Annotated in this window: 18 protein-coding genes; 9 read left to right on the top strand and 9 right to left on the bottom strand. The window is 56.8% G+C overall.

Going from position 1 to position 22833, the window contains the following annotated elements:
- Nucleotides 1-18: 18 nt before the first annotated feature.
- Nucleotides 19-1140, bottom strand: a complete 1122-nt coding sequence (locus BMZ01_RS03620) for a histidinol-phosphate transaminase (protein WP_092284516.1) — start codon at nucleotides 1138-1140, stop codon at nucleotides 19-21.
- Between the two features lie 184 nt (nucleotides 1141-1324).
- A complete protein-coding gene (hisD, locus tag BMZ01_RS03625) occupies nucleotides 1325-2653 on the bottom strand; it encodes a histidinol dehydrogenase (protein ID WP_092284518.1) in 1329 nt (442 codons plus the stop codon).
- Between the two features lie 324 nt (nucleotides 2654-2977).
- Between hisD and BMZ01_RS03630 the strand changes: the two genes are divergently transcribed.
- The gene (locus tag BMZ01_RS03630) at nucleotides 2978-4093 is read left to right on the top strand and encodes a hypothetical protein (protein ID WP_092284520.1); all 1116 of its coding nucleotides are present in this window, start codon (nucleotides 2978-2980) and stop codon (nucleotides 4091-4093) included.
- Nucleotides 4094-4180: 87 nt separating this feature from the next.
- Here the strand turns inward: BMZ01_RS03630 and BMZ01_RS03635 are convergent, their stop codons facing one another.
- The 3 genes from BMZ01_RS03635 to BMZ01_RS03645 all read right to left on the bottom strand — a co-directional run bounded on the left by BMZ01_RS03635 (nucleotide 4181) and on the right by BMZ01_RS03645 (nucleotide 6562).
- Nucleotides 4181-4507: a hypothetical protein gene (locus tag BMZ01_RS03635; protein WP_143067436.1), complete on the bottom strand. Its 327-nt coding sequence runs from the start codon at nucleotides 4505-4507 to the stop codon at nucleotides 4181-4183.
- A gap of 338 nt (nucleotides 4508-4845) precedes the next feature.
- The gene (locus BMZ01_RS03640) at nucleotides 4846-5499 is read right to left on the bottom strand and encodes a hypothetical protein (protein ID WP_092284524.1); all 654 of its coding nucleotides are present in this window, start codon (nucleotides 5497-5499) and stop codon (nucleotides 4846-4848) included.
- Nucleotides 5500-5881: 382 nt separating this feature from the next.
- The gene (locus tag BMZ01_RS03645; protein WP_092284526.1) at nucleotides 5882-6562 is read right to left on the bottom strand and encodes an Rv0361 family membrane protein; all 681 of its coding nucleotides are present in this window, start codon (nucleotides 6560-6562) and stop codon (nucleotides 5882-5884) included.
- A 191-nt stretch (nucleotides 6563-6753) separates the two neighbouring features.
- Here BMZ01_RS03645 and BMZ01_RS03650 point away from each other — a divergent pair, with 191 nt between their 5' ends.
- The 3 genes from BMZ01_RS03650 (at nucleotide 6754) to BMZ01_RS03660 (ending at nucleotide 11233) form a co-directional block, all read left to right on the top strand.
- Nucleotides 6754-7335 (top strand): TetR family transcriptional regulator, encoded by a 582-nt coding sequence (locus BMZ01_RS03650; protein ID WP_092284528.1) that lies wholly within the window; start codon nucleotides 6754-6756, stop codon nucleotides 7333-7335.
- A gap of 67 nt (nucleotides 7336-7402) precedes the next feature.
- Nucleotides 7403-9727 (top strand): glycogen debranching protein GlgX, encoded by a 2325-nt coding sequence (glgX, locus tag BMZ01_RS03655; RefSeq protein WP_092284530.1) that lies wholly within the window; start codon nucleotides 7403-7405, stop codon nucleotides 9725-9727.
- A gap of 108 nt (nucleotides 9728-9835) precedes the next feature.
- Complete coding sequence (locus BMZ01_RS03660; RefSeq protein ID WP_092284532.1) at nucleotides 9836-11233, top strand: hypothetical protein; 1398 nt, start codon at nucleotides 9836-9838, stop codon at nucleotides 11231-11233.
- An 8-nt stretch (nucleotides 11234-11241) separates the two neighbouring features.
- Here the strand turns inward: BMZ01_RS03660 and BMZ01_RS03665 are convergent, their stop codons facing one another.
- Nucleotides 11242-13944, bottom strand: a complete 2703-nt coding sequence (locus tag BMZ01_RS03665) for a multicopper oxidase domain-containing protein (RefSeq protein WP_092284534.1) — start codon at nucleotides 13942-13944, stop codon at nucleotides 11242-11244.
- A 64-nt stretch (nucleotides 13945-14008) separates the two neighbouring features.
- On the opposite strand from BMZ01_RS03665, the gene BMZ01_RS03670 reads away from it, so the two are divergent.
- From BMZ01_RS03670 to BMZ01_RS03685, 4 genes are all read left to right on the top strand, one after another.
- Nucleotides 14009-15190, top strand: a complete 1182-nt coding sequence (locus BMZ01_RS03670) for an MFS transporter (RefSeq protein WP_177180042.1) — start codon at nucleotides 14009-14011, stop codon at nucleotides 15188-15190.
- Between the two features lie 85 nt (nucleotides 15191-15275).
- Nucleotides 15276-15815 (top strand): hypothetical protein, encoded by a 540-nt coding sequence (locus BMZ01_RS03675; protein ID WP_092284538.1) that lies wholly within the window; start codon nucleotides 15276-15278, stop codon nucleotides 15813-15815.
- Between the two features lie 69 nt (nucleotides 15816-15884).
- On the top strand, nucleotides 15885-18389 hold the full coding sequence (gene treY / locus BMZ01_RS03680; RefSeq protein WP_092284540.1) for a malto-oligosyltrehalose synthase: 2505 nt from the start codon (nucleotides 15885-15887) through the stop codon (nucleotides 18387-18389).
- 13 nt (nucleotides 18390-18402) lie between these two features.
- The gene (locus BMZ01_RS03685; RefSeq protein WP_092284542.1) at nucleotides 18403-19482 is read left to right on the top strand and encodes a GTP pyrophosphokinase; all 1080 of its coding nucleotides are present in this window, start codon (nucleotides 18403-18405) and stop codon (nucleotides 19480-19482) included.
- 215 nt (nucleotides 19483-19697) lie between these two features.
- Here BMZ01_RS03685 and BMZ01_RS03690 read toward each other — a convergent pair whose 3' ends face one another.
- The 3 genes from BMZ01_RS03690 to BMZ01_RS03700 are packed head-to-tail and all read right to left on the bottom strand — an operon-like array spanning nucleotide 19698 to nucleotide 20989.
- The gene (locus BMZ01_RS03690) at nucleotides 19698-20087 is read right to left on the bottom strand and encodes an RNA-binding S4 domain-containing protein (RefSeq protein WP_092284544.1); all 390 of its coding nucleotides are present in this window, start codon (nucleotides 20085-20087) and stop codon (nucleotides 19698-19700) included.
- Nucleotides 20088-20093: 6 nt separating this feature from the next.
- Nucleotides 20094-20327: a hypothetical protein gene (locus tag BMZ01_RS03695; RefSeq protein WP_092284546.1), complete on the bottom strand. Its 234-nt coding sequence runs from the start codon at nucleotides 20325-20327 to the stop codon at nucleotides 20094-20096.
- Between the two features lie 23 nt (nucleotides 20328-20350).
- On the bottom strand, nucleotides 20351-20989 hold the full coding sequence (locus BMZ01_RS03700; protein ID WP_092284548.1) for a YigZ family protein: 639 nt from the start codon (nucleotides 20987-20989) through the stop codon (nucleotides 20351-20353).
- Between the two features lie 66 nt (nucleotides 20990-21055).
- Here BMZ01_RS03700 and treZ point away from each other — a divergent pair, with 66 nt between their 5' ends.
- On the top strand, nucleotides 21056-22825 hold the full coding sequence (gene treZ, locus BMZ01_RS03705; protein WP_092284550.1) for a malto-oligosyltrehalose trehalohydrolase: 1770 nt from the start codon (nucleotides 21056-21058) through the stop codon (nucleotides 22823-22825).
- Nucleotides 22826-22833 lie beyond the last annotated feature (8 nt).

Here is a 22833-nt window from a genome sequence, read left to right on the forward strand (position 1 = left end):
AGCTCTAGGTCGTAGTGATTATTGGATGTCCTCGACTAAGTTCTCGGCGGCAGCCAAGAAGGCATCGTTTTCTTCAGGTAGTCCAATAGTCACCCGGAGGTGCCCTGGGACACCCACATCGCGGATGAGTACGTCATTGTCCAAGAAGCGCTGCCAGGTAGCAGCCTGGTCCGCGAACTTACCGAAGAAAAGGAAGTTCGAGGAGCTCGGCACAACCTGGTAACCCAGCTCAATGAGTCGGGCTTGGACGCGGTCGCGTTCGGCTGCCAATTTGGCCACGGTAGCGAGGGTATCGCCTTTATGGCGTAAAGCTACCGTAGCAACCGCTTGAGACAAGGTCGAAAGATGATAGGGCAAGCGGACCAGCATGACAGCTTCGACGAATGCTGGGGCGGCAACAAAGTAGCCAAGGCGTCCACCGGCAAAGTCGAAGGCCTTACTCATGGTGCGAGAAACCACCAAGCTGCGCGGGTACTCAGCTAGCAGCTCACATGCCGAAGGGCCATCATCGAATTCCGCATAAGCTTCATCGACGATCACGATTCCCGGCGCAGCATCCAGGATGCGGCGGATATCAGCTAGTGAGGTGACATCACCGGTGGGGTTATTCGGCGTGGTCACGAAGATGATATTCGGTTGGTGCTTGTCGATTGCCGCTAAGGCCGCGTCGATATCGATGCGGAAATCTTCACCACGCGGACAAGCTAGGAACTCGGTTTGGGTTCCTGCTGCCAAAAGTGGGTGCATCGAGTAGCTGGGTTGGAAGCCTAAGGCTGTGCGCCCGGGCCCACCGAAGGCTTGGAGAAGCTGCTGGAGTACCTCATTGGAACCATTAGCTGCCCAGAGGTTTTCCTTGGTGACTGCGACCCCGGTTTGTTCGCTGATGTACTCCGCCAGTGCGGCGCGTAATCCTTCGGCGTCGCGTTCTGGGTAGCGGTTGAGGGTATGGGCTAGCGCGGAGACTTCCTGGACGAGCTCATCAATGAGCGCCTGGGACGGCGGGTAAGGGTTCTCATTGGTGTTGAGCAGATTTGGCACCATAAGTTGCGGGGCCCCGTAGGGGGATTGGCCGCGTAGTTCCTCGCGCAAGGGCAACTCAGAAAGAGTCGTATTAGCGGCGAGTGGAGAGGTGGTAGTCACTGTGAAGGAAGCTCCTCGAAGAGATCGCGTCTTTAGGCCAATAGGCGCAGGTTAGCACGGAAATTAAGCATTATCGGTGTGCTCCCTGCGAATGAGGGTGAAAATAGCGCATCCCGCGGCCGCTGGAGGAAAACTCACTGTGCGGGGTGTGCGGGATGCGTCTTAAAAAATTTTTTGTGCAGGCTTAGTCAGCCTGGGTGGGCAGCTTTTCGAAGCGTGCCCGGATTGCCTCGCCGTGCGCCGGCAGATCTTCCGCGTCTGCCAAAGTGATGACCGTTTGGGCGATCTCCTTTAAAGCAGTGCGGTCGTAGTGAATCAGGTTGACTGGGCGCAAGAAGGTGTGGGTGGACAGCCCAGCACTAAAGCGTGCGGTACCAGAGGTGGGCAGCACGTGGTTAGAGCCAGCAGCGTAATCACCAAGCGGTACCGGGGAGTTCTCGCCTACGAAGATGGCACCAGCGTTGCGGATACGGGCAGCTACTGCCGGGGCATCAGCAGTGTGGATTTCTAGGTGCTCTGCACCATAGGCATCAGCCACCGCAATGCCTTGTTCGAGGTCATCGACCAGCACAATGCCGGATTGCTTGCCCTTGAGGGCTTCGGCGACGCGCTCATGATTCAGGGTGACGGTGTAGCGAGCCTCGATTTCGCGGTTGGTGGCTTCAGCTAGCTCCGCATCATCGGTAATGAGCACGCTGGCAGCCATAACGTCGTGTTCTGCTTGGGAGATGAGGTCATAAGCAAGGAACACTGGATCGGCAGTGGAGTCAGCCAAGATCGCAATTTCAGTGGGACCGGCTTCAGCATCGATGCCTACTACCCCATTGACTAGGCGCTTAGCGGCGGTCACGAAAATATTGCCCGGTCCGGTGATCATGTCAACCGGTTCGAGGGATTCGGCGTCATCGCCATAAGCCAGTAGTGCGACAGCTTGGGCACCGCCGACTGCCCATACTTCATCGACCCCTAGAAGCCCGCAGGCTGCCAGGATGGTGGGGTGCGGCCAGCCACCGAAGTTCTTTTGTGGCGGAGATGCGACAACCAGGCCCTCTACGCCGGCTTCCTGGGCGGGAACCACGTTCATGATCACCGAGGAAGGATAGACAGCGTTTCCGCCGGGAACATAAAGGCCTACCCGCGCCATGGGCAGGAAAACTTCAGTAACCTCAGCACCCGGTGCCAGCGTGGTCGTGCGAGGGCTCTGGGGGCGCTGCTCGGCGTGAACAACGCGGACCCGGGAGATAGCTTCTTCGAGGGAGGCTTTGATTTCTGGGGTGAGGTCAGCGACTGCCTTGTCGATTACCTCTTGGGGCACGCGAACGCTCTGCGGGCTAATGCCATCGAATTTTTCGCCATACTCAAGAGCTTTAGCGGCACCATGGGCCTTAATGTCCTCCACGATGGGCGCTACTGTCCCAAGGACGGCGTTAACATCGGTGCCGCCGCGCGGCAGTGTCCGTCGGAGTTCGCTGGGTGACGGAGTTGTCCCTCGGAGGTCGATCAGGCTGAGCATGGATGCCTTCCTGCGCCGGAGCGCACAACAATCTGGGTGAAACAGTTTTCGCAGTGCATATTTTATGCACCCCTTAGGGTAACCCACCGCCCAAGCCTTGCAGAGCTGGCTATAGCGCGTATCATCCAAGCCGTAAGCCAGAAGATGCCAGGGGGTTGGTTTCACGCAGTTCTTTCAAACCCGGCTTCCTATTCCCCAGGGTCATCTTCTTCTCAACAGTTCAAGTCCGATAGCTAGTGCTGAACTTATCTAGCATCAGCGTTAGGCTTTGTTTATCCGTAACCATCATCTGTGGACGATCTTCATAGGAAGGGGGCTAAAACCATGAGCTCAGCCAACTTTGGGCATACGCGGGGCGATACCGCTCCGGAACGCATCACTATGCGTGATGTGGAGGAGGCTGCCTGTGCCTGTGGTTTCCAGCCTTGGATGATGGATGACCGGATGATTGTCGGCTTTACCAACCATTCCACGTTGGTGACCATCGAAAATGTGGACCTCCCGCTTGTCGTTTTTAACTCGCGGTTGCGTGCTCCCCTAGGGATTTCCTCCGTAGAAAAACTTGCCCGTGTGATCGCGCAGTGGAACCAGGAGCGCATTAATCCCGCGCTTTACTGGACCGTCGACGCCATCGGCTGGCAGTGGCTGCATATCCGCACCACCATCCCGGTGGGCACCGGGTTAACCGAGGAACAGCTATATGTCGGTACCAAAACCAGCATCGAGTTAGCGATGATCGCTAGTAATTTCCTGGTTGAACAGTTCCCGGAGCTCGATGTCAGCGAATTAGCAGTGGATGTGCGCGTCTGGGAGGATCAGCTGCGCTTAGGTCCGGCTGGGGTTGGGGTATCCGGTTGGACCCACCAACAGCTTTTGGATCAACCAGGCCAAGGACCGCATGATGCCAGCAGCATTTTACGGGAATTGGAGGACATCGAAAACGATATGCGTTTGGTGACTTATAGTCCCCCTGAACCGGAGGATGCTGATTCGGAGATCACTGATCTAGATATCCCCGATACCGTGACGATCGACGATATTGTCGAACAGCTCGACAATCTAGGTATCCGAGAGGTAGCGACCCACGAGCAAGCAGTCGGTACCTCCATTAACGAGATCCCCTTTGGTTTCATTCTCGATAATGGGCCGAGTTTGATGATCCGCGGTATGTGGTACGCCAACCGCAATAAGGAACGCGATTTCCTTCATACCGAGTTGCTATGTAATGACTACACCTCCAAATACCCCATGGCGAAGGTATTTGTTTCCCCGGATCTTGATGGGTTGCAGGTGGCGGTAGAGGCGGTCACCGAGATCCCAGCTGGGATGACCGGACGGCAGTTGATTCACTGCTTAGCCGGGGGAATTAATGAGGTGCTCCGAACCCTGGATGAACTCACCCAGGAAGCTACTGGGGAGTCCGTGGTGCGCTGGGGCTAGGACTCCACTCTGCTGCCCCTCGGAGCTGCCCACAAAGACAAGGCTCCGCGCAGTAGGAATCCTACGGCTACTGCGCGAAGCGATCTATCACCTACGAAGATACACTGCGGTTTTGATGGGTTCTACCGCCTGGTTCCAGTCGCTTTGAGAGCAGAACTTCCACTGCCCATCTTCCTTCTTGAAGAAGTAGGAGCGATCGGCACTCGAGTCATCATCCTTTACCACTCGCACCACTCGTTTTTGATACATGTCGGATAGCTCCTGAGAGACCTTCTCTTCTACTTCTTTTCTCTCGCCGGGGGTGTATCCCCCCAGCTCGTACTCATCAAGTAGAGGCTCAGCGTCGATGAACACCTCAGACTGAGATAGCGCCCGCCACCTCGGATAGGCGTTCAGCGGTAGATTCTTTTTCACACCGTCTCCGTAGTACCTCCGAAGGTCATGCGCGAGAGGAGCACAGGAGTTCTCGATCAGATACTTCATCACTTCCTCACGATCCTTAAGATCCCACGCCTTATAGATCAGGCTTTGAATTTCCTTCTCATCACCTTCTAGGCCCTTGGCTTTTTCTCCCAGTTCCGCTCCTTAACCGAAATAGCGTCAAGTGCAGGATCCGATTTACCGCACCCTGTTAATGCCAATGGTGCAATGAGAGTTATTGCTAGCAGGGAACGGCCCAGCTTCGTTTTAATATTCATGTTGACTTCCCTAGTTCAAGAAATAATTTTCGAGCGTCTGCGTTAGAAATGGAGTTATTTGTCGCAGAACTTCCACTGCTTGTCTTCCTTCTTGAAGAACACGATGTGCACGTCATCATCATTAGGTACCTTGGAACGTAAAAGCGGGTCTGCAGGACGCAGCATCATCGAGGCCCAGTCGCCATTTTCAGTCACACTCACAGCCTCCAAAGCCGCTGTTTTGCCCCCGGTCAGTGCGCCGAGAGGTGAACTGGTTACAGGGACGTTTCCCTGCCGGATCATGTCCTGCGCTTGCTCGGCGTCCTCCAGGGGCTTCCCCTCTGGGGAATAAAGATTATCCTGGCAAGAATTGAGCAAAATTCCGCGACCCATTTCTTCAGCTGTCCGCGCAGCAAAAATCTCATCAAAGGCCTGGAATATCTTCTTTTTGGTCTTCTTCGACGCCGCTTTTCCACCGGCAGTGTCAGGGGAATAGAAGGGCGGCACCGGGCCCTCCTCCGTAAGCATCGGCTCCTGCTTACTCTCCATATATTGAGCCACGTACTCCTTGGCGTCTTTTTCCTTCGTGCCGTCTTTTAGAGGGGCTACAACAGCACCGGGCATGCTGCTATAGGGATCAGCTTTCTTATCCCCACACCCGCTAAGTGCTAGGGGCAAGACCATGAGCGCCGCAACAACGGGCGTTTTTAAGGACTTTCTGTTAATCACTTGCAATCTCCCATAAGTTTGGACAAAAGAGTTTGCTCCTCTCACGGGTGTCGAGGAGTCAAATTTCGCCTCCGAACGCTTAACTAGCAAGAAATGCCGAGGCGTTCACCAACGAAATTAAACCCTACCGATTGCGGAATAGATCAGACAGATAATTCGACCCAATTCGGCCGAAACAGCTATGCACATCGTCTCTTAATCGCTCATCATATTTTTAGCGAAATATTTTGCTAGAAATACTTAAAGAAGATGCTAAGCGATTGCCAAAGGCACCCTAGAAACTTGAATCGAGTACCCCCGCTCATATCCCCCACTGCCTTGTCGCGGCATGAATAAGACCCCGAAGGAGCACCTCTCTCGGGGTCTTAAAAGTAGAGAAAACCTAACGGCAGAAGAGCCAGCGGCCACCTTCACGGCTAAAGCGCATCGTGCCGGTGGTGGTTTCACCACGAGAGGTGGAAGTCACCTGAGCGGAGGCTTGATCGCCATTGACACGGATGTCATTAACGGCGTCAATACGCGGGGCCGCTTCAGCCCAACCAGGCATCTGGTCAAGCGGCATATCGGGCAGGTTAGCGGCATCGAGTCCCTGAGCATCGAACTCCTGACGCACCGCAGCACAGGAATTATTCGGGATGTAGGTGGACCACTCACGGACAGTAGAGGCATTCAAAATACCTGTCACCAGGTTGGTGATTTCCTGCTCATCCTGGGCACTAGCGGCAGCACCATCAACCGGATCCGGCTGCTGTACATCTGGGAAAACCTCTTGCACTGGGACACCCGGTGCGGGCGCAGGCGCGGGCGCTTCCGCCTGCGGCTGATCGGCCTGCTGCTCTTCCTTCGGCTTATCCTCTGGTTTTTCATCAACGGTGGTTTCCACGGTGGTGGTGATCACCGGATGGGAGGAGCTGCTCTTAGAACTAGAGCTAGTCACCGAAGTAGAAGTCGTGGTGGAGGTGCTGGTGGCGTCGCTATCTTTGGAGCCACAGCCAGCAAGCATCAGCGGTGCTGCCAATAGGGTGGCGACGGCTGCGGCGCGGAAAGAATATGTGTTACGCACGAGTAAAAAGACTCCTTGATTTTTGGGCGAGATCATCATGTGCCAGGCATCATGAAGCCATGCCCGGGTAAGAAAGCGAGCACAGAATAGGCCACAGAGTACCAGCCGTCGTTGGGCTAGGGGGTGGCAGTACTCGCTGAATGTGCTCCTGCCCACAGCTGGGCTGTAAGAAGCTAGCTAGAGTAGAGCTTGTGCAATTATCCCCGGAAGCAATTATGAAGGCCGCGATTGAGATCCTCGATCGCTATGGCCTCGCCGATATGACGATGCGGCGAGTGGCCACGCATCTCGGTGTTGTCCCGGGAGCCCTTTATTGGCATTTCAAGAATAAGCAGCAGCTTATCGCCGCTATTGCTATTGAGATGATCCATCCGGTGGTACCTACGCTAAGAGAGGAAGAACCGGCCTCCTCATCAGTGGATCCGGCAACTGTGGCTCAGCAGTTAAGGACTCACCTACTGGCTCACCGTGATGGTGCTGAGGTCGTCTCCGCTGCATTAACTGATTACGCTTTAAGAGCCCGCGTAGAAGAGCACCTTGCACAGTCTTTAGGGGCACAGCACCCGGGCTCGGATACTAAAGACTTAAGCATCGCCGCGGGCACTTTATTGCACTTCATTTTGGGTGCCTGCACCCTAGAGCAGTCCACCTTGCAGCGTGCTGAGCTCACCGGCGAAGAGGCACCGGAGGATACCGAAGTCCACTTTGAGGAATCCTTTAGCCGTGGGGTCGCTCTGATTTTAAGGGGTTTTGAAACCTGCAATATGAAATGAATTCCAATAGCTTCTGTTGCGCGCCATTGAACTAACCGATTAACTGCCTCGCCTATGATGGGACCTCATGAATTCTTCGTCTGACTACCCGTACCCGGTTTGGCCTGGAGAGGCCTACCCCCTGGGGTCCACCTATGACGGAGCCGGAACTAACTTTGCCTTATTCTCCGACGCAGCTGAACGCGTCGATTTGTGCTTAATTGATGAGGACTGCCAAGAAGTACGCATCCCATTAACCGAAGTAGATGCCCACGTGTGGCACTGCTACCTGCCCGGCATCCAACCCGGGCAGCGCTATGGTTACCGCGTTCATGGCCCCTATAACCCCCGCGAAGGGCAACGCTGCGATCCCTCCAAGCTGCTCGTTGACCCCTATGCGCGAGCCTTTGATGGGGAATTCGATGGTGATGCCTCGCTATTTAGCTATGACATCAACGATCCGGAAAACCCGGATGGTCGCAATACCGAAGACAGCTTGGGCCACACCATGACCTCGGTGGTGATCAACCCCTTCTTCGATTGGGGTTCCGATCGCGCACCGAAGATCCCGTACCACGAGACCGTCATCTACGAGACCCATGTCAAAGGCATGACGATGACCCATCCCGAGGTACCAGAATCGCTTCGCGGTACCTACGCTGGCTTGGCTCACCCTGCGGTCATTGATTATTTGAAGGACCTTGGTGTTACCGCGGTGGAGCTCATGCCGGTGCACCAATTCCTCCAAGATGATCGCCTCCGCGACTTAGGCCTCAGGAACTACTGGGGCTATAACACCTTCGGGTTCTTCGCCCCGCAGCAGGATTATGCTTCCTCAACCCGCCCTGGTGCCGCGGTCAGCGAGTTTAAGGGCATGGTGCGTGCCTACCATGAAGCCGGCATGGAAGTGATCCTGGATGTGGTGTATAACCACACCGCTGAAGGCAACCACCTCGGCCCCACCATTTGTTTCCGTGGCATTGACAATGCGGCCTACTACCGCCTGGTCGATGGTGACCCCTTCCATTACATGGACTACACCGGTACCGGTAACTCCTTTAATGTGCGCCACCCGCACTCCCTGCAGCTGATCATGGATTCACTGCGCTATTGGGTCACTGAGATGCACGTCGATGGTTTCCGCTTCGACCTTGCCTCTACCCTCGCCCGCGAATTCCATGATGTGGATCGCCTGGCTACCTTCTTTGACCTGGTGCAACAAGACCCAGTGGTCTCCCAGGTCAAGCTCATTGCCGAGCCCTGGGATGTGGGTGAAGGTGGCTACCAGGTGGGTAACTTCCCGCCGCTATGGACTGAGTGGAATGGTAAATACCGCGACACCGTCCGCGACTTTTGGCGCGGTGAGCCCGCTACCTTAGGCGAGTTCGCTTCCCGCATTACTGGCTCTTCGGATCTTTATGCCAATAATGGGCGCCGCCCGACCGCCAGCATTAACTTCATCACCGCTCATGATGGCTTCACCCTTAATGACCTGGTGAGCTATAACGAGAAGCACAATGAGGCCAATGAGGAAGGTAACCGCGACGGGGAATCCCATAACCGCTCCTGGAATTGCGGTGTAGAAGGCCCCACTGATGATCCAGAGATCATCGCTTTGCGCGAACGCCAGCGCCGGAATTTCCTGACCACCTTGATGCTCAGCCAAGGCACGCCCATGATCTCCCATGGTGATGAGATGGGCCGCACCCAAAACGGCAATAACAATGTGTATTGCCAGGACAATGAGACCGCCTGGGTGGATTGGAGTTTAGCGGAAGAAAACTCCGGGCTGGTGGCCTTCACCCGCCGACTGGCCCGCATCCGGGCAAAGCACCCGGTCTTCCGCCGCCGCAGCTTCCTCGCCGGTGGTCCTTTGGGCACGAATGTGCGTGATCGTGATATCGCCTGGCTCGTGCCCAGCGGCAAGCTCATGACCCAAGATGATTGGGGCTTTGCCTTCGGTCGTTCCTTGATGGTGTACCTCAATGGCGATGCTATTGCGGAACCGGATTCCCGCGGCCAGCAGGTCAAAGATGATTCCTTCATCATGATGTTCAACGCCTACCACGAGCCCATCGAGTTCACCTTGCCGGGCAAGAACTTCGGCTGCAAATGGGAGCTGATTGTGGATACCACCGAGGAAACCGGTTATCCGCTGCATAAGGAAGTAGTGGAACATAATGGCACCATTGAGGTGCCGGCTCGCTCCACCATGTTGCTGAAGCAAACGGAACCGCCGTGCTATGAGGATGAAGAAGATGGGGAATGCACCTGCAGCTGCGGTGCCCCAGAGCATCTTCCCTCCCCGGGGCGTTCCACCGGTGCGGTTGGCCATAATGAGGCTGCTGCCAGTGGGATCGCTGGTGATGGCAAAAATGCCAAGGATCACGCTGCTGAGGATGAGGAATACTAAGCACTAAGCACAAGCGCCGCGGCGTATCACCGCGGCGCTTTTGTGCTGCTTTGTCCTATCCTTGAGGGAAGCTAGTGATCAAGCCAAGGAAAGGATTAGGGCTCCATCGTGACCTCCGCTCATGGCGCTGAAGTGGTGTTTGGCAACCGCAGTCTCACCCTCAAACGCAGCCCACTTGCTGCTGCTTTGCATGGTGAAGACCAGGTCACCATTGATCTTGAAGGTCTTAATAGCACCCTAGAATCCCAGGTCCCCACAAACGCCAACCCAGGGTTTGTGCGCCTGAGCTTCGGTGATGATACATCCCGTAGCTACGAGATTGCCTTCGCCCCGAATAGTGCGAAGGATTTTAATGCTTTCCTGCGTGAGGTTCACCGTGCGGCCAGTGGTGATTTAGCTGCTGATAGTCCCGTGGTGGGCTTAGATTTTGTGGAGTTACGTGCGGAGACTGCAAGCTCGCAGGCTTCTTCGCTATGCCATCTGGTGGCCACGAAATTTGAGCATGGGCGCCGCACCAAGGAATCCTTTGAGATGTGGTGCCAACCAGCTACCCAGAAACTTGATGATTCTGCCCCCTCTTCTGCGGAGGTATCGAAGAAGAAGTGGGAGAAGGCCCCGCATTGCGCAGAGCTGCTCAGCGGGTTCTTTGAGTTCCTTGGTGGTACGAACACCACGGTGGTGGCGCATAATGTGGACGCGGTGATGCGCACCCTGGTGCATTCTGCGAAAGCAGCGGAGTTTGTACTGCCCACCCAGATGCAGGCGATCTGCAGCTACGGTCTAGCCCGCGAGAAAGACCTTGGCCAAAAGACCAATAGCTTAACCGGACTCGCGGAAGCCTTGGATCTTAAAGACCGCAGTACTGGCGCGGTGTTTGTCGAGCTAGCACGGATGGATCAGTGGGAAGGCAGTGCGGAGGATTATGCCCAAAGCTGTGGCTTCCACGCCGGTGTTTTAGGTGCTGAGGGCTATGTGCCCATGCTGAATGAAGCGGACTATCACGCAGCTGTGCCTGAGCTTGATGCCTTGTTGGTGGCGCGGCGGGCGAAGAATGAAGAAGGTGGGCAGCTTTCCTTAGATTGGGGTGCGCTTTCTGCAGACTCGGGCCAATCGGAAAAGAGCAGCGGCAAAGCTGCAGCGCAGTCCAAGCCGCAATCTTCTCGTGACCCTGCCCCCTGGTCTCGGGTAGCAACCCCTGATGAAATCCCGGAACCGAACCTGGATGCGAACCCCGAGGGTGCGTTATTCCAGCAGCATGTGGCCTTATCCGGGGATTTTGCGCCCTATGATAAAGAACAATTATGGGATGGGATTGCGCATAAGGGCGGGTTGGTGCAAAAGAATGTCACCAAGAAAACCACGGTGTTTATTGCTGGGCCGTGGAAGGGTAAAACCACCAAGCATAAACGCGCCGAGGAATTACAATCTCAGGGCCAAGACATCCAAATTTGGGATGAAAAGCGGCTCTATGAGGAATTGGGGTTATCCGAAGAGCCGCCTTTCTAGGCCGCAGGTCATTCCACAATAATTTTGCCGCGGGCACCTAATTCGGCGTGCACCATTTGGTGATCCACAAAGTTATAGGTGCCGGGCTCAATAAAGCGGGCTTCAACATATCCGCCTTGCGCGGCCGATAAATCAAGAGCCTGGCCGCCACCAACGGAATCATCTAAACGCAGCGCGCCTTCTTTATAGACGCGGTGGAATTGGGTGCCCACAATGTGGAAACTCGTGCCCTTATTGGGGCCGGCGGCGAGCACCCAAAAACGAGCTGTTTCCCCAGCTTTCAGGTGGATCGGGTGTGCCACGTATTGGGCTGGGTAACCGTTGAATCGATAAGCATCTGGGGTTTCGGCCGCGACTTTATCCGGGTCGGGGCCATCTTCACCCCAATAGCCTTCGGATTGCACCATCACGAATTCATGATCAACAGGGGCTAAATCCGGGGGATCAATAACTACCGCACCATGCATGCCAGCGGAAATGTGATTACTCATGGGCATGGTGCTGCAATGATAAAGCCAAATTCCGGCGTGTTCTGCGCGGAAACGATAGACCAGGGATTCACCGGGCGCTAGTTGGCGCATCGGTTCATCGGGGCTAACCATGCCGGCGTGGAAATCCAAAGAATGCGACATAGTGCCGTCATTAATTAAGGTGACTTCAAATTCATCACCCACGCGGCCGCGCAAGGTGGGACCAACTGGGCCGCCATTAAAGGTCCACAAGTTTTGTTCCACCCCGGGTGCAATATAGCCGCGCATTTCACTGGCCCTTAAAGTCACCTTATGCAGGGTGCTATCTTCTGCCGGCGCTAACACCGGGTCAATTGTGGGCGAATCTGGGTCCGGGTCAGGCACCATATTCGCACCATGCGCAGCATGAATATCACCTTCATGACCAGGGGCCGGCGGGATATCGCTGGCCTTACCCAGTGCCTGAATGCTCATGGTCATGCCCATTTGGCGGTGCCCTGCGATGGTGCACCAGCCTTCCACGGTGCCCGGCAGCATCGGAATTTCCAGGGTCGTAGAGCTTCCGGGGGCCATGCGCCCAGTGTGCGCGCCGGTAGCTAAGCGCAGGTCATGAACCTGCGCGTCGGTGTTATTGACGTGCAGCAGCACGCGGTCACCCACATTTGCCACCACCACATTCGGCACGAAGTGCATGTCATCGGTTTCGATGGTGGCTTCCACGGTATTACCGGTCGCCACAATTTCTGGGTCCACCTCAGCTGCGGGGCTGCTGCTGCCACCGCCGCCAACTAATTGTCCGCTGAGGGCCACAATCAATGCCATTACTCCCAGCGCGGCGGCGAATTGTGTGCCTACCCTAGAAGGTCGTTTATCAGGTTGTTGCATGGGCACCTCAGCCACTGCCGGCCTCTTCTTTCCTTTGCCAGTGTCCTCTTTAGCCCCCGCCGCTTTCGCCTCTGCTGCCATCCGCGCGCGATTTTTCAGTATCTGCAGCTGGGCTTTGGTTGAACGCACCGTCAACGGCAAATATGTCACCAAAGCCAGTCCGACCGCCGCGGATACCGCCACCTTGGTCCAGGAGGCCAGCGGCAATAACCACAGCATCAACCCAAGATTAATAATCGCGAAGCGGAATGCCCCCGCCCGATTCGCTTCCCTTAGGCCCGCATTCATGGCCGCCGAACCACCACCAATCGTGGAGGGCAATATCCAGCTCAACACCCCCAAGAGCAATTGCGCAGCAAACCCAATCACCAAGGGCAAGGTCAGGTCCGTCATGCTAAATGCTGGATGGCTGGCCAAGGGTACTGCCGCAAGCAAGGAACCGATTAACCATGCCACCGCCCCGGCTGCGGAAAGTGCTGGATAAATCACCCGATCACGGGGGTCTTTGAGCACATCAATAATGTTGTGTGCCCACGGTATCGCGGAGATAACCCATCCGACCGCTACCAAGGCAAACCCTAGGGAGGCCCCCAACCAGAATCCCAGCAGCGCTGATACCGCGCCCAAGATAATGCCCGCAAGCTGGAATCCTAAGGCCCAGAAGGGCCGCGAGAAGCGCGACATGCGGGTCCGCCACATGGCGGGGAACATGGTCACCAAGGTGCCGCTGGCCGCCAAACCAATAAACCCAACCAGGTTCACCAGCTCATGGGCTAACACCAGCCGATCATGGAAATCCTCCCCTACCGGGGAGGCCAACAACGCCCCAAAAACCGCACCAATGGGCAATAAGCAGGCGGAAGCCACATAATGCCAGCCCACCACCGCATAGGTGCTATCGCGATGCGTAATCACCTGCCGCAAAATCACCAGCGCATGCCAGGCCACCGCCGAACCAATAATCGCCGCACCCACAGTGGTTATTTGCCAGATATCACTGAGCTTGCCAACAATGGTCACCACAATGCCCGCATTCAAGATAGAGATGCGCAATAACTGCCACTTCCGGAAATCCGCTGGCAGCTTTAATTTAAGCAGGCGTTCAGCAAAGTGCTGGCCCCATACCAGCACCGAGTTAGTGGCCGCACCCAAGGTAAACAGGTGCACCATAAGCCAGCGTCCCTCTGGCACGAAGGGGTGTACCAGTGCGGCCACCACAATCATCGCCATCCAAAAACGCACAGGCTTGCCGGCCCGCCTATGCCAGGAGCTGCGAGGTTTCTTCCGCGTCGACCGCTCCGCGGGCTTTCCCGCAGGTGTGCTGAAAGTAGGGGCGTTGCCGGGGTGATCAGTCATAGTCTCCAGCGTAGACCTGCTCCCCTACTCCGGTTCAAGATCGTGGGCTTCTAGAATCCTCCTAGTGACCACTGATTCCCACCCCAGCTCCACAACTTCCCGCCCCACCCGCACCCCTTGGGCGGCAGTTGTGACCCTCGCGCTGGGCATTTTCACCATCGTTACCCTCGAACAACTCCCCATCGGGGTGCTCACCCTCATCTCCACCGGGCTGGCCACCAGCGACGCCACCATTGGTTTAGGAGTCACCATCCCCGGCATTTTAGCTGGGCTCTGTGCCGCTTTTGTTCCCAGACTCAGCGGCCAACTCGATCGCCGCATCGTCATGGCCAGCGCCATGTTCGCCGCCGCGATCTCCGCCACCGCCTCCGCTTTCGCCCCCAGTCCCGCACTGTTTTTAGGCTCGCGGATCATCGTCGGCTTCGCCATTGGCGTGTTCTGGGCATTATTGGGTTCCACCGCCTCCGCTATCGCCGCCCCCGGTGAGCTCTCCAAAGCACTCACCCTCGCCTTCTCCGGTGCCGCCGGTGCCGTGGTCCTAGGTGTCCCACTTTCCACCTGGGTAGGTGCACTTTTGGGTTGGCAAGGCGCGTTTCTTAGCGGCGCGGTAATCGCCGCACTAGTGGGCTTCACCCTCCTTTTTGTCCTCCCACCTGTACCCGCCACCGGGGAAGCCAGCCTCCATGATCTTCGCCGTGCTTTAAGCATCCCCGGGGTGCGCTATGGCGTGATCTTCACCTTAGTTCTGGTCACCTCCCATTTCCTGGCATATACCTACGCCTCCCCCATCCTCCAGGATCTCGCCGGCATCTCCGCCGCGGCGGTGGGAACCATGCTCCTTATCTATGGTCTTGCCGGACTCATCGGCAATTTCCTCGCCGCCCCACTACTGAACCGCAGCATCCGCTTCGCCGTCATCCTCCTGCCCATCGGCCTACTCACCGGTATGCTCACCCTCGCCACCACCCACGGAGCACTCCCCGCAGCACTGGCCATGGCACTCTGGGGCACCTTCGGCGGCGGCATGAGCGTCATCTCCCTTGGCTGGGTAATGAGCTCCGCCGGGCGCCTCACCGAACCCGCCAGCGGTTTGAATTCCGCCGCTTTCAATATCGGTATCGCGTGTGGGGCTTTCGCTGGCGGCATGATCGAGACCCGCGGCTCAGCTTCCGTACTTATGACGGCCGCAGTGGGCATGGTGTGTGCCGCACTGCTTGGGTGGTTTGGCGCGAGTAAGAAAATCTAAACCTCGGCAGGGAACCACCTGTGTTGTTGCTGACGTCTAAGGACTTTAAGGGACACCTCTTTAACTAGGAGCAGCAACACAGACCATGATCAGCACCGAACACCATATTCTTCCCACCATTCGTCGCCGTGAACCCGCTAAAGCACAACTTGTTTCTTTAGCTTTAAACCGTGACCTTAATGTGCACCTCAGCACCTCAGGCCAGCTACTTTCCTATGAGGAGCTCGGCAAAGAATCCTTAAGCCTGCATGCTGCCTGGGAGCTTGCGGCACATAATTTCTTGCACCTTAGCCACCAAGAAATCCGCAGCGAAGCCATTATTTTCGACCCAGGCGGTAGTAGCAGCCCAGATGGCTGGGTTTTAAGCTCCCCGCAGGTAGAAGTCGCCGGCTGGCTGGCTCACCCACGGTGTTTCCACCTGCTTGAACACACCCTCATCAGGCGCACCGGGTGCCAGGAATTGGCGTATCTTTTAGCTTCCCCGCATCGCCTTTATGCCATTCCGCGGGAAAAACTTCCCTTCTGGTCCGAGCTGATTATGGTCAGCCGCTGGCTATCCCCGGTGCCTTTAATCTATGAGCATGGCTTTCCCAAGGCCCATTTCAGCCTGGTGCATGCCGCCTAAGCTCAAGCAACTGGCTAGGGTGGGGAAACAACACCGAATAATCCGAGAGGGATGAATCTTCTTCACGCTATGTCACATCGACGCCCCATTACTGCCACCTATCGCCTCCAATTGCGTGGCCCTCACGCCGATGAACAACAGCGCAGCTTCACCTTTTATGACGCTGCCGAGTTACTGCCCTACCTCAATGATCTCGGCATCAGCCACATTTACCTCTCCCCCATCCTCCAAGCACCACCACATTCCGCCCACAACTACGATGTCACCAACCCCACCGCCATCAACCCAGAACTAGGCGGTGCCGAAGGTTTTTGCGTGCTCGCCCGCGCCGCCCGCGAACTCAACATGGGCATCATCATCGACATTGTTCCCAACCACCTCGGTGTCGATGACCCCACCTTAAACCCCTGGTGGTGGGATGTACTCAAACTAGGCCGCGACTCCACCTATGAGCCCTACTTCGATATTGACTGGCATGAAGACAATGGTGCTGATGGTCGCCTAGGTCTACCCATCTTGGGCTCTGAAGAAGATATCCACCAACTGCGCATCATCCCCGCACCCCAGGACTATCCCGCAGTCACCGCCGGCACCAAGGTGCTGGCCTACTATGACACCTACTTCCCCATCGCCCCCGGCACCCTCATCGAAGATGACCCAGTAGCCACCCACGCCCAACAGCATTATCGCCTCATGTATTGGCGCGATGGTGTGAACTCCTATCGGCGCTTCTTCTCCGTCAATGGGTTAGCCGGGGTACGCCAGGAAGACCCCACCGTTTTTGAGCACACCCACCGCGTATTAAAAGAACTCTTAGAAGAAGACCTCATCGATGGGGTGCGCGTGGACCACCCCGATGGGCTATCCAACCCCTTTAGGTACCTCAAGCAACTGCGCGAGCTCATTGGCCCGGATCGTTGGTTGGTGATCGAAAAGATCCTCAGCGTAGATGAACCCCTTGATCCCCGCCTCGCCGTGGATGGCACCACCGGTTATGACGCGCTGCGCGAACTCGATGGTGTTTTCCTGGCCCGCGCTGCTGAAGCCCCACTATCCATGCTGGCGTTGGAACAATCCGGCTCCACCTGGGATCAAGCAGCCATTGATGCCACCGAGCAACAACTTAAAGCCCAAGTAGCCCGCGAGGAACTCATGGTGGAAGTCCGCCGCCTTGCCCGCGCTATCCGCCACGATAATTTCTCCACCGCCGGCGCCCTAGTCAGCGAAGAAGAACTCATCGACACCATCGTCGACCTGGTTGCCGAAATGCCGGTCTACCGTGCTGACTACCTTTCCCTTTCCCGGGTGACCGCCAGTGTTATCGCCGATATGTCCCGGCGCTTCCCCACCCGCCGCCGCGCCCTGGACCTCGTATCGGCCGCATTAATCGCCGAAGGGGAAGCCAAGGTTCGCTTCGCCCAAGTCTGCGGCGCGGTGATGGCCAAGGGTGTTGAAGACACCACCTTCTACCGTGCCTGCCGCCTGGTGGCACTCCAAGAAGTAGGTGGTGCGCCTGGTCGCTTTGGGGTATCGGCCGCAGAATTCCACCTGCTCCAACAAGAACGTGCCCGCCTCTGGCCGCACACCATGACCACGCTAAGCACCCATGACACCAAACGTAGCGAAGATGTGCGTGCCCGCATCATTGAGCTCAGCGAATGCCCGGATCGTTTCGCGGAACTTTCCCGCAGCGTGAGCGCCATTGTGCCGGCCCCGGATGCCGCCACCGGGCATTTCCTGCTCCAAAACCTCCTCGGCATTTGGCCTTCTGATGGGGAGGTCAGCAGTAGTCTCGCCCAACGCTTCCGCGACTATGCGATGAAAACGGTGCGCGAAGCTGGGGTGCACACCACCTGGGTGGACCCCGATGAAGGTTTTGAAAATGCTATCTCCAATTGGGTCGATGCGCTCATTGACGGGCCGGTCTCCCCACTGATCACCGAACTAGCCCGCTACCTAGCCCCCGGGGCACGGCAAATCTCCTTAACCCGTAAGCTGCTTCAACTCATCGGACCGGGTATCCCCGATGTCTACCAGGGCACCGAATTCTTCGATGACTCCCTCGTGGATCCGGATAACCGCCGCTTTGTGGACTACACCGCCCGCCAACAAACCCTGGAACTGATTAACTCCGGGGTGGATTGGGCAAGCGAAGCTGCGAAGCTTCGCGACACTGATGAAGAAGGCAGCCCGCGCTGGTACCGGCACCTTGATACCTTGGCTGATCGAGCGAAGCTCTCGCTTGTGCACCAAGCACTCCACGTGCGCCGCGAACACCCCGAACTTTTTGAAAAGGGACACTACCAAGCTGTGTTCGCGGTGGGCCCAGCTGAGGCACATGTAGTGGGCTTAGCTCGTGGGCTCAAAGACAATGAGATTGATGTCATCGCTGTGGGGGTGCGCCGCCCACTGGCCTTAATGGATGATCCCCGCGGCTGGGAAGAAACCACCATCACCTTGCCGGAAGGCCACTGGGTGGATCGCCTCACCGGAAGGCAGTGGGAAGGCCCCGTGGATGTGCCGGCGGAAGAACTTTTTGAGATCTTCCCCGCCGCACTGATGCTCGCAGGGTAATCTTTTGCCCATCATGAGTGAAACGACCAACCCGATCTCTGCGCTGGCTAATCGCTACCACGAATGGGTGCGCACCCATCCCGAAGCGGACCGCACCTTCGGCGAAGCCATCGAAGAATTACTCAGCGACGCTGGTGTCTCCTTCGACCGTGTTTCTGCACGCATTAAAAGCTGGCCTTCGCTGAAAGCCAAAGCGAAGAAGCGGCGCAGCGATGGTTCTCTGGTCTACCCCAACCCCTGGGAAGATATCCATGACATCGTAGGAGTCCGGGTCACCACCTTCCACTCCACGGAGATCCCGGAAGCCATTAAGGTGCTGCGCGAATCCTTCCGGGTGCGGCGCAGCGTGGATAAAACCAAAGAAATGCAGGTGACCGGGAGCTTCGGTTATGGCTCCCACCACCTGGTATTAGAGGTCACCGATGAGGTTGAGGACCTGGCCATGCACCGCGGCCAAGTCTTTGAAGTCCAGGTTCGCACCGTGCTGCAGCACGCCTGGGCGGAGTTCGAACACGATATTCGCTATAAGCGTGGTGGTGCGGCACTGGATCCCCAAGTGGATCGCGCCTTTACTCTTGCCGCGGGGCTTATTGAGCTGGCGGACCAACAATTCGACCAGATTGCGGCGATTAAAGCCTCGGATCAAAAACCCGCTGATGATGTGGAACTGAGTGCCGAAACCCTGCCCGGAGTGTTGGCGGTACTCTTGGGGAATCGTTTCCCGCGCTCACGTTCGGAGCATTATCGCTGGTTGGATGAGCTTTTAAGCGCTAATGGCATCAGCACTGTGACTGCTTTGAAGGAATTGCTCAGTGAACCGGCGATTGAGGCGGTGCACAAAGCCATGAAGTATCGCTTCTGCCCCGGCCAGGTGCGCCTGATTGATGACCTATTATTGCTGCGCTTTGGGGAGCAGCATATTAGCCGCACCGGGGATACCGGGGAGCGTGCCCACCAGCGACCAAGTCGTCTTCAAGGGCGCCTCGGGCAGCTACAACGCGCCGGGATGATGGATAGTGCGTTGAGCTTCTTCCCCTCTACGGCGGCGAAGGTGGAGGAGAAGAATAAGCGGCGGCGTAATAAAAACAACTAAGCTAAGGCAGACGCACACCCTCAAACAATGGAAGGAGATCCTTTTTAAATGGGATCGAGCATCCGAGAAAACTTCCCTATCCTGGCCGATATCATCCACGTCTGGGCACTCGCAATCGCCGATTATTTGCGACCGCTCGGCATAGATTTCCCCCCACCTAGCTGGGGATTATTCTAGACCCCAGGCACCCGATCTCGGGTAAAGCCCCCACGATCCTAGCGCACGCGACCCCGCAGCTTTTCTAGCTCGCGGCGGTCGCGCTTTGTTGGGCGCCCAGCACCTGGATCACGCCGCGGAATGGAGGCGAGAATCTCCTTCGGGGGTGGCGGCGGGGAATGGTCGATATAACAGGTTGTAGCAATCGCAGCGCCCACCCGCTTCTTGACGGTGCCGGTGACCTCAACATCCAGCTCGCGGTGATTGACCCACACCCGCACGCGATCCCCCGGCACCACCTGCTGGGAAGGTTTCACGCGCTCACCATTGATCTTCACATGCCCGGCGCGGCAGGCCTCGGCGGCGAGGGAACGGGTTTTGATTAGGCGAACTGCCCACACCCACACGTCGATGCGCACACTAGCGGTGCTGGGAGTTGGTGCTGCCATGGCGGGCTAGTAATTGTCCTTGTGATCAACGATTTTTTTGACCTTCAGGGCGTTCATGCCGCCGCCAATAACGGCGAGGAGGAACCCAAGGACAATCACGAAGCTGCTGTGGAAAAGCACAAATCCAGCCAGGGCGAGTGCGACACCGCCGCCCACGGAGGCTACGGCATTGCGGGAATAACGGCGGACCTCGGCTTTGCGTTTTTCGATGGGGTTACGCGGATAGGGCTGGATGCTCATAGGGCACAGTATAGGTTGGGAATTTAGGGGGCGGGGCTCTCCACCCAGGACTCCCCGGCGCGCTTGGGTTTTGCCGCCCCGGCGGTAAGCGCTGCGAGCTGCGCGATGAGGGATTCTTCCTTTTTGGGATCCACCGCCAAAGTTAAGGTGACCTGTTGGCCATAGGCGATATCGTGCACGTGGAAGCCTTTGGCGCGTAATTGGGATTCGGTGCGGCCGGCATCCGCAGGTGGTAATTCCACCGCAATTAATTGTTGGCGGGAACGCTGCATGCGCTTAACTTCCGCTAACGCCAGGGACGCGGAATGCGAATAGGCGTGTACTAATCCGCCGGCACCTAATTTGATTCCCCCAAAGTAACGCACCACAACACAGGCGATATCGAGCATTCCGGAGCCGCGGAGAACATCCAAAATGGGGGCGCCTGCCGTACCGGAAGGTTCGCCATCATCGCTGGAGCGTTCCACGGGGTTGGAATTATCGACGTGATATAGATAGGCGCTGCAATGGTGGCGGGCATCTGGGTAGGCGTGTTTAATGTCGCTAATGAATTGCCGGGCTTCTTCTTCATTGCGCACGCGGCTAATGAAGCTAATAAACCGGGAGCGTTTAATCTCCCATTCGGTTTGCACGATGTCATCGGCGCGCGGCAATTCATACATGTTTAACCATGCTACTTGGTGCCTGGTAGCTAGCTGAATAGTTCTTGGCCCCCTACCCTGGGGTTTATGGACACTCAACAGCCACCACTGATATCCGTGTGGGCACCCTATGCCCATGACCTACGCCTGATTACCCGGGGTGCTGGAGGTGACAACACCTATCCGATGACCCGTGGGGCAGGCGATTGGTGGCGATCAGAGGTGCCGGCAAGCCCTGGGCTGCGCTATGGGTTTCAGATTCAAGGTGAGGATGGGCAGTGGTCCAAAACGCTGCCGGATCCACGGTCTTTAGCCCAACCGGATGGGCCGCATGGGTTAAGCCAGATCCCGGCGGATAAGCATGTGTGGCGAGACCAGGATTGGACCGGGCGGGCGTTGGCTGGGCAGATCCTTTATGAGCTCCATGTGGGGACTTTTAGTGAGGCCGGGACCTTTGATGGGGTGGCGCAGAAGCTGAGCTATTTGCGAGATATTGGGGTGACCTCGATTCAACTGATGCCCATTAACCCCTTTGGTGGGAAAAGGAATTGGGGTTATGACGGGGTGGGTTGGCATGCGGTGCATGCCGCCTATGGTGGGCCGGCTGGGTTAAAGCGCCTGGTGGATGCCGCGCATGCCGCTGGTATGGGTGTGATTGTGGATGTGGTGTATAACCACTTCGGCCCCGATGGAAATTATGTGGGCATGTTTGGGCCCTATACCGCTGGAGGTTCCACCGGGTGGGGTGAGGTGGTGAATATGTGCGGGCCGCAATCTGATGAAGTGCGCGCATATATTTTGGATGCGGTGCGGATGTGGTTTGAGGACTACCACATTGATGGGTTGCGCCTGGATGCGGTGCATGCCTTCGTGGACACCGGGGCGTATTCCATTATGGAAGAAATTGAGCTGATTGCTGAGGAAGTAGGTGCCGCAACTGGGGTGCAGCGCATTGTGATTGCGGAATCGGACCTGAATGATCCGCGCTTAATTAGTGCCCGTGAAGCTGGTGGATATGGCTTGGCCGGGCAGTGGGTGGATGATATTCACCATGCGATTCACACCTTGGTGTCTGGGGAGCACCACGCCTACTACGCGGATTTTGGCAGCCTCGGGGTGTTGGAGAAAACGCTGCGTGAAGGGTTTTTATTTAGTGGGAATTACTCGACGTATCGTGGGCGCCGGCATGGGCGCCGGATTAATCGCGAGTTGACCCCCGCCTATCGCCTGGTGACCTATACGACGACCCATGATCAGACGGGGAATCGCGCGAAGGGGGATCGCCCGAGCCAGAATTTAAGTGCTGAGAAGCAGGTGCTCAAAGCAGCACTGGTGTTGTGTTCGCCTTATACCCCGATGCTTTTTATGGGTGAAGAGTTTGGGGCGAAAACACCTTTCCCCTTCTTTTGTTCCCATGGGGATGAGGGCCTGAATGAGGCGACCCGGGAGGGGCGTTTCCGGGAGTTTCGGCACTCCGGGTGGTCCCAGGATGAGGTGCCGGACCCCGCGTGTGCGCAGACCTTTGAGTCGGCGAAGTTGGTGTGGGATTTTGAACCGGAGCAGGTGGAGATCCTGCGGGCGTATCGGCATTTGATCCGCTTGCGTAAACAATTGAATTTAACGCGGCCGCGGATGAGTGAGTTCCAGGTGGATATTGGGCAGCAGGACCCAGCCGCGAAGCGCGGCTGGGTTGCCTATGGGTTTGAGGATATCCGCCTGGTGGCGAACCTTTCCGGGGAAAAGCAGGAGCTGCCTTATGGTGGTGAGCTGATATATAGCTTCACCCCGGAGAAGGTGCAGGTGGCAGCTGAGGGCACGGTATTAGGGCCGTGGTCCTTTGCGCTGCTGAGGCCGTAGATGGGGCG

It is taken from the genome of Corynebacterium spheniscorum (genome assembly GCF_900113445.1).
GTDB lineage: Bacteria > Actinomycetota > Actinomycetes > Mycobacteriales > Mycobacteriaceae > Corynebacterium > Corynebacterium spheniscorum.

Excerpts from the sequence above, each read along its gene's own strand:
- hisD (WP_092284518.1), bottom strand. The coding sequence starts at position 2,653 with ATGCTCAGCCTGATCGACCTCCGAGGGACAACTCCGTCACCCAGCGAA.
- BMZ01_RS03630 (WP_092284520.1), top strand. The coding sequence starts at position 2,978 with ATGAGCTCAGCCAACTTTGGGCATACGCGGGGCGATACCGCTCCGGAA.
- glgX (WP_092284530.1), top strand. The coding sequence starts at position 7,403 with ATGAATTCTTCGTCTGACTACCCGTACCCGGTTTGGCCTGGAGAGGCC.
- BMZ01_RS03665 (WP_092284534.1), bottom strand. The coding sequence starts at position 13,944 with ATGACTGATCACCCCGGCAACGCCCCTACTTTCAGCACACCTGCGGGA.
- BMZ01_RS03675 (WP_092284538.1), top strand. The coding sequence starts at position 15,276 with ATGATCAGCACCGAACACCATATTCTTCCCACCATTCGTCGCCGTGAA.
- treY (WP_092284540.1), top strand. The coding sequence starts at position 15,885 with ATGTCACATCGACGCCCCATTACTGCCACCTATCGCCTCCAATTGCGT.
- BMZ01_RS03685 (WP_092284542.1), top strand. The coding sequence starts at position 18,403 with ATGAGTGAAACGACCAACCCGATCTCTGCGCTGGCTAATCGCTACCAC.
- BMZ01_RS03690 (WP_092284544.1), bottom strand. The coding sequence starts at position 20,087 with ATGGCAGCACCAACTCCCAGCACCGCTAGTGTGCGCATCGACGTGTGG.
- BMZ01_RS03695 (WP_092284546.1), bottom strand. The coding sequence starts at position 20,327 with ATGAGCATCCAGCCCTATCCGCGTAACCCCATCGAAAAACGCAAAGCC.
- BMZ01_RS03700 (WP_092284548.1), bottom strand. The coding sequence starts at position 20,989 with ATGTATGAATTGCCGCGCGCCGATGACATCGTGCAAACCGAATGGGAG.
- treZ (WP_092284550.1), top strand. The coding sequence starts at position 21,056 with ATGGACACTCAACAGCCACCACTGATATCCGTGTGGGCACCCTATGCC.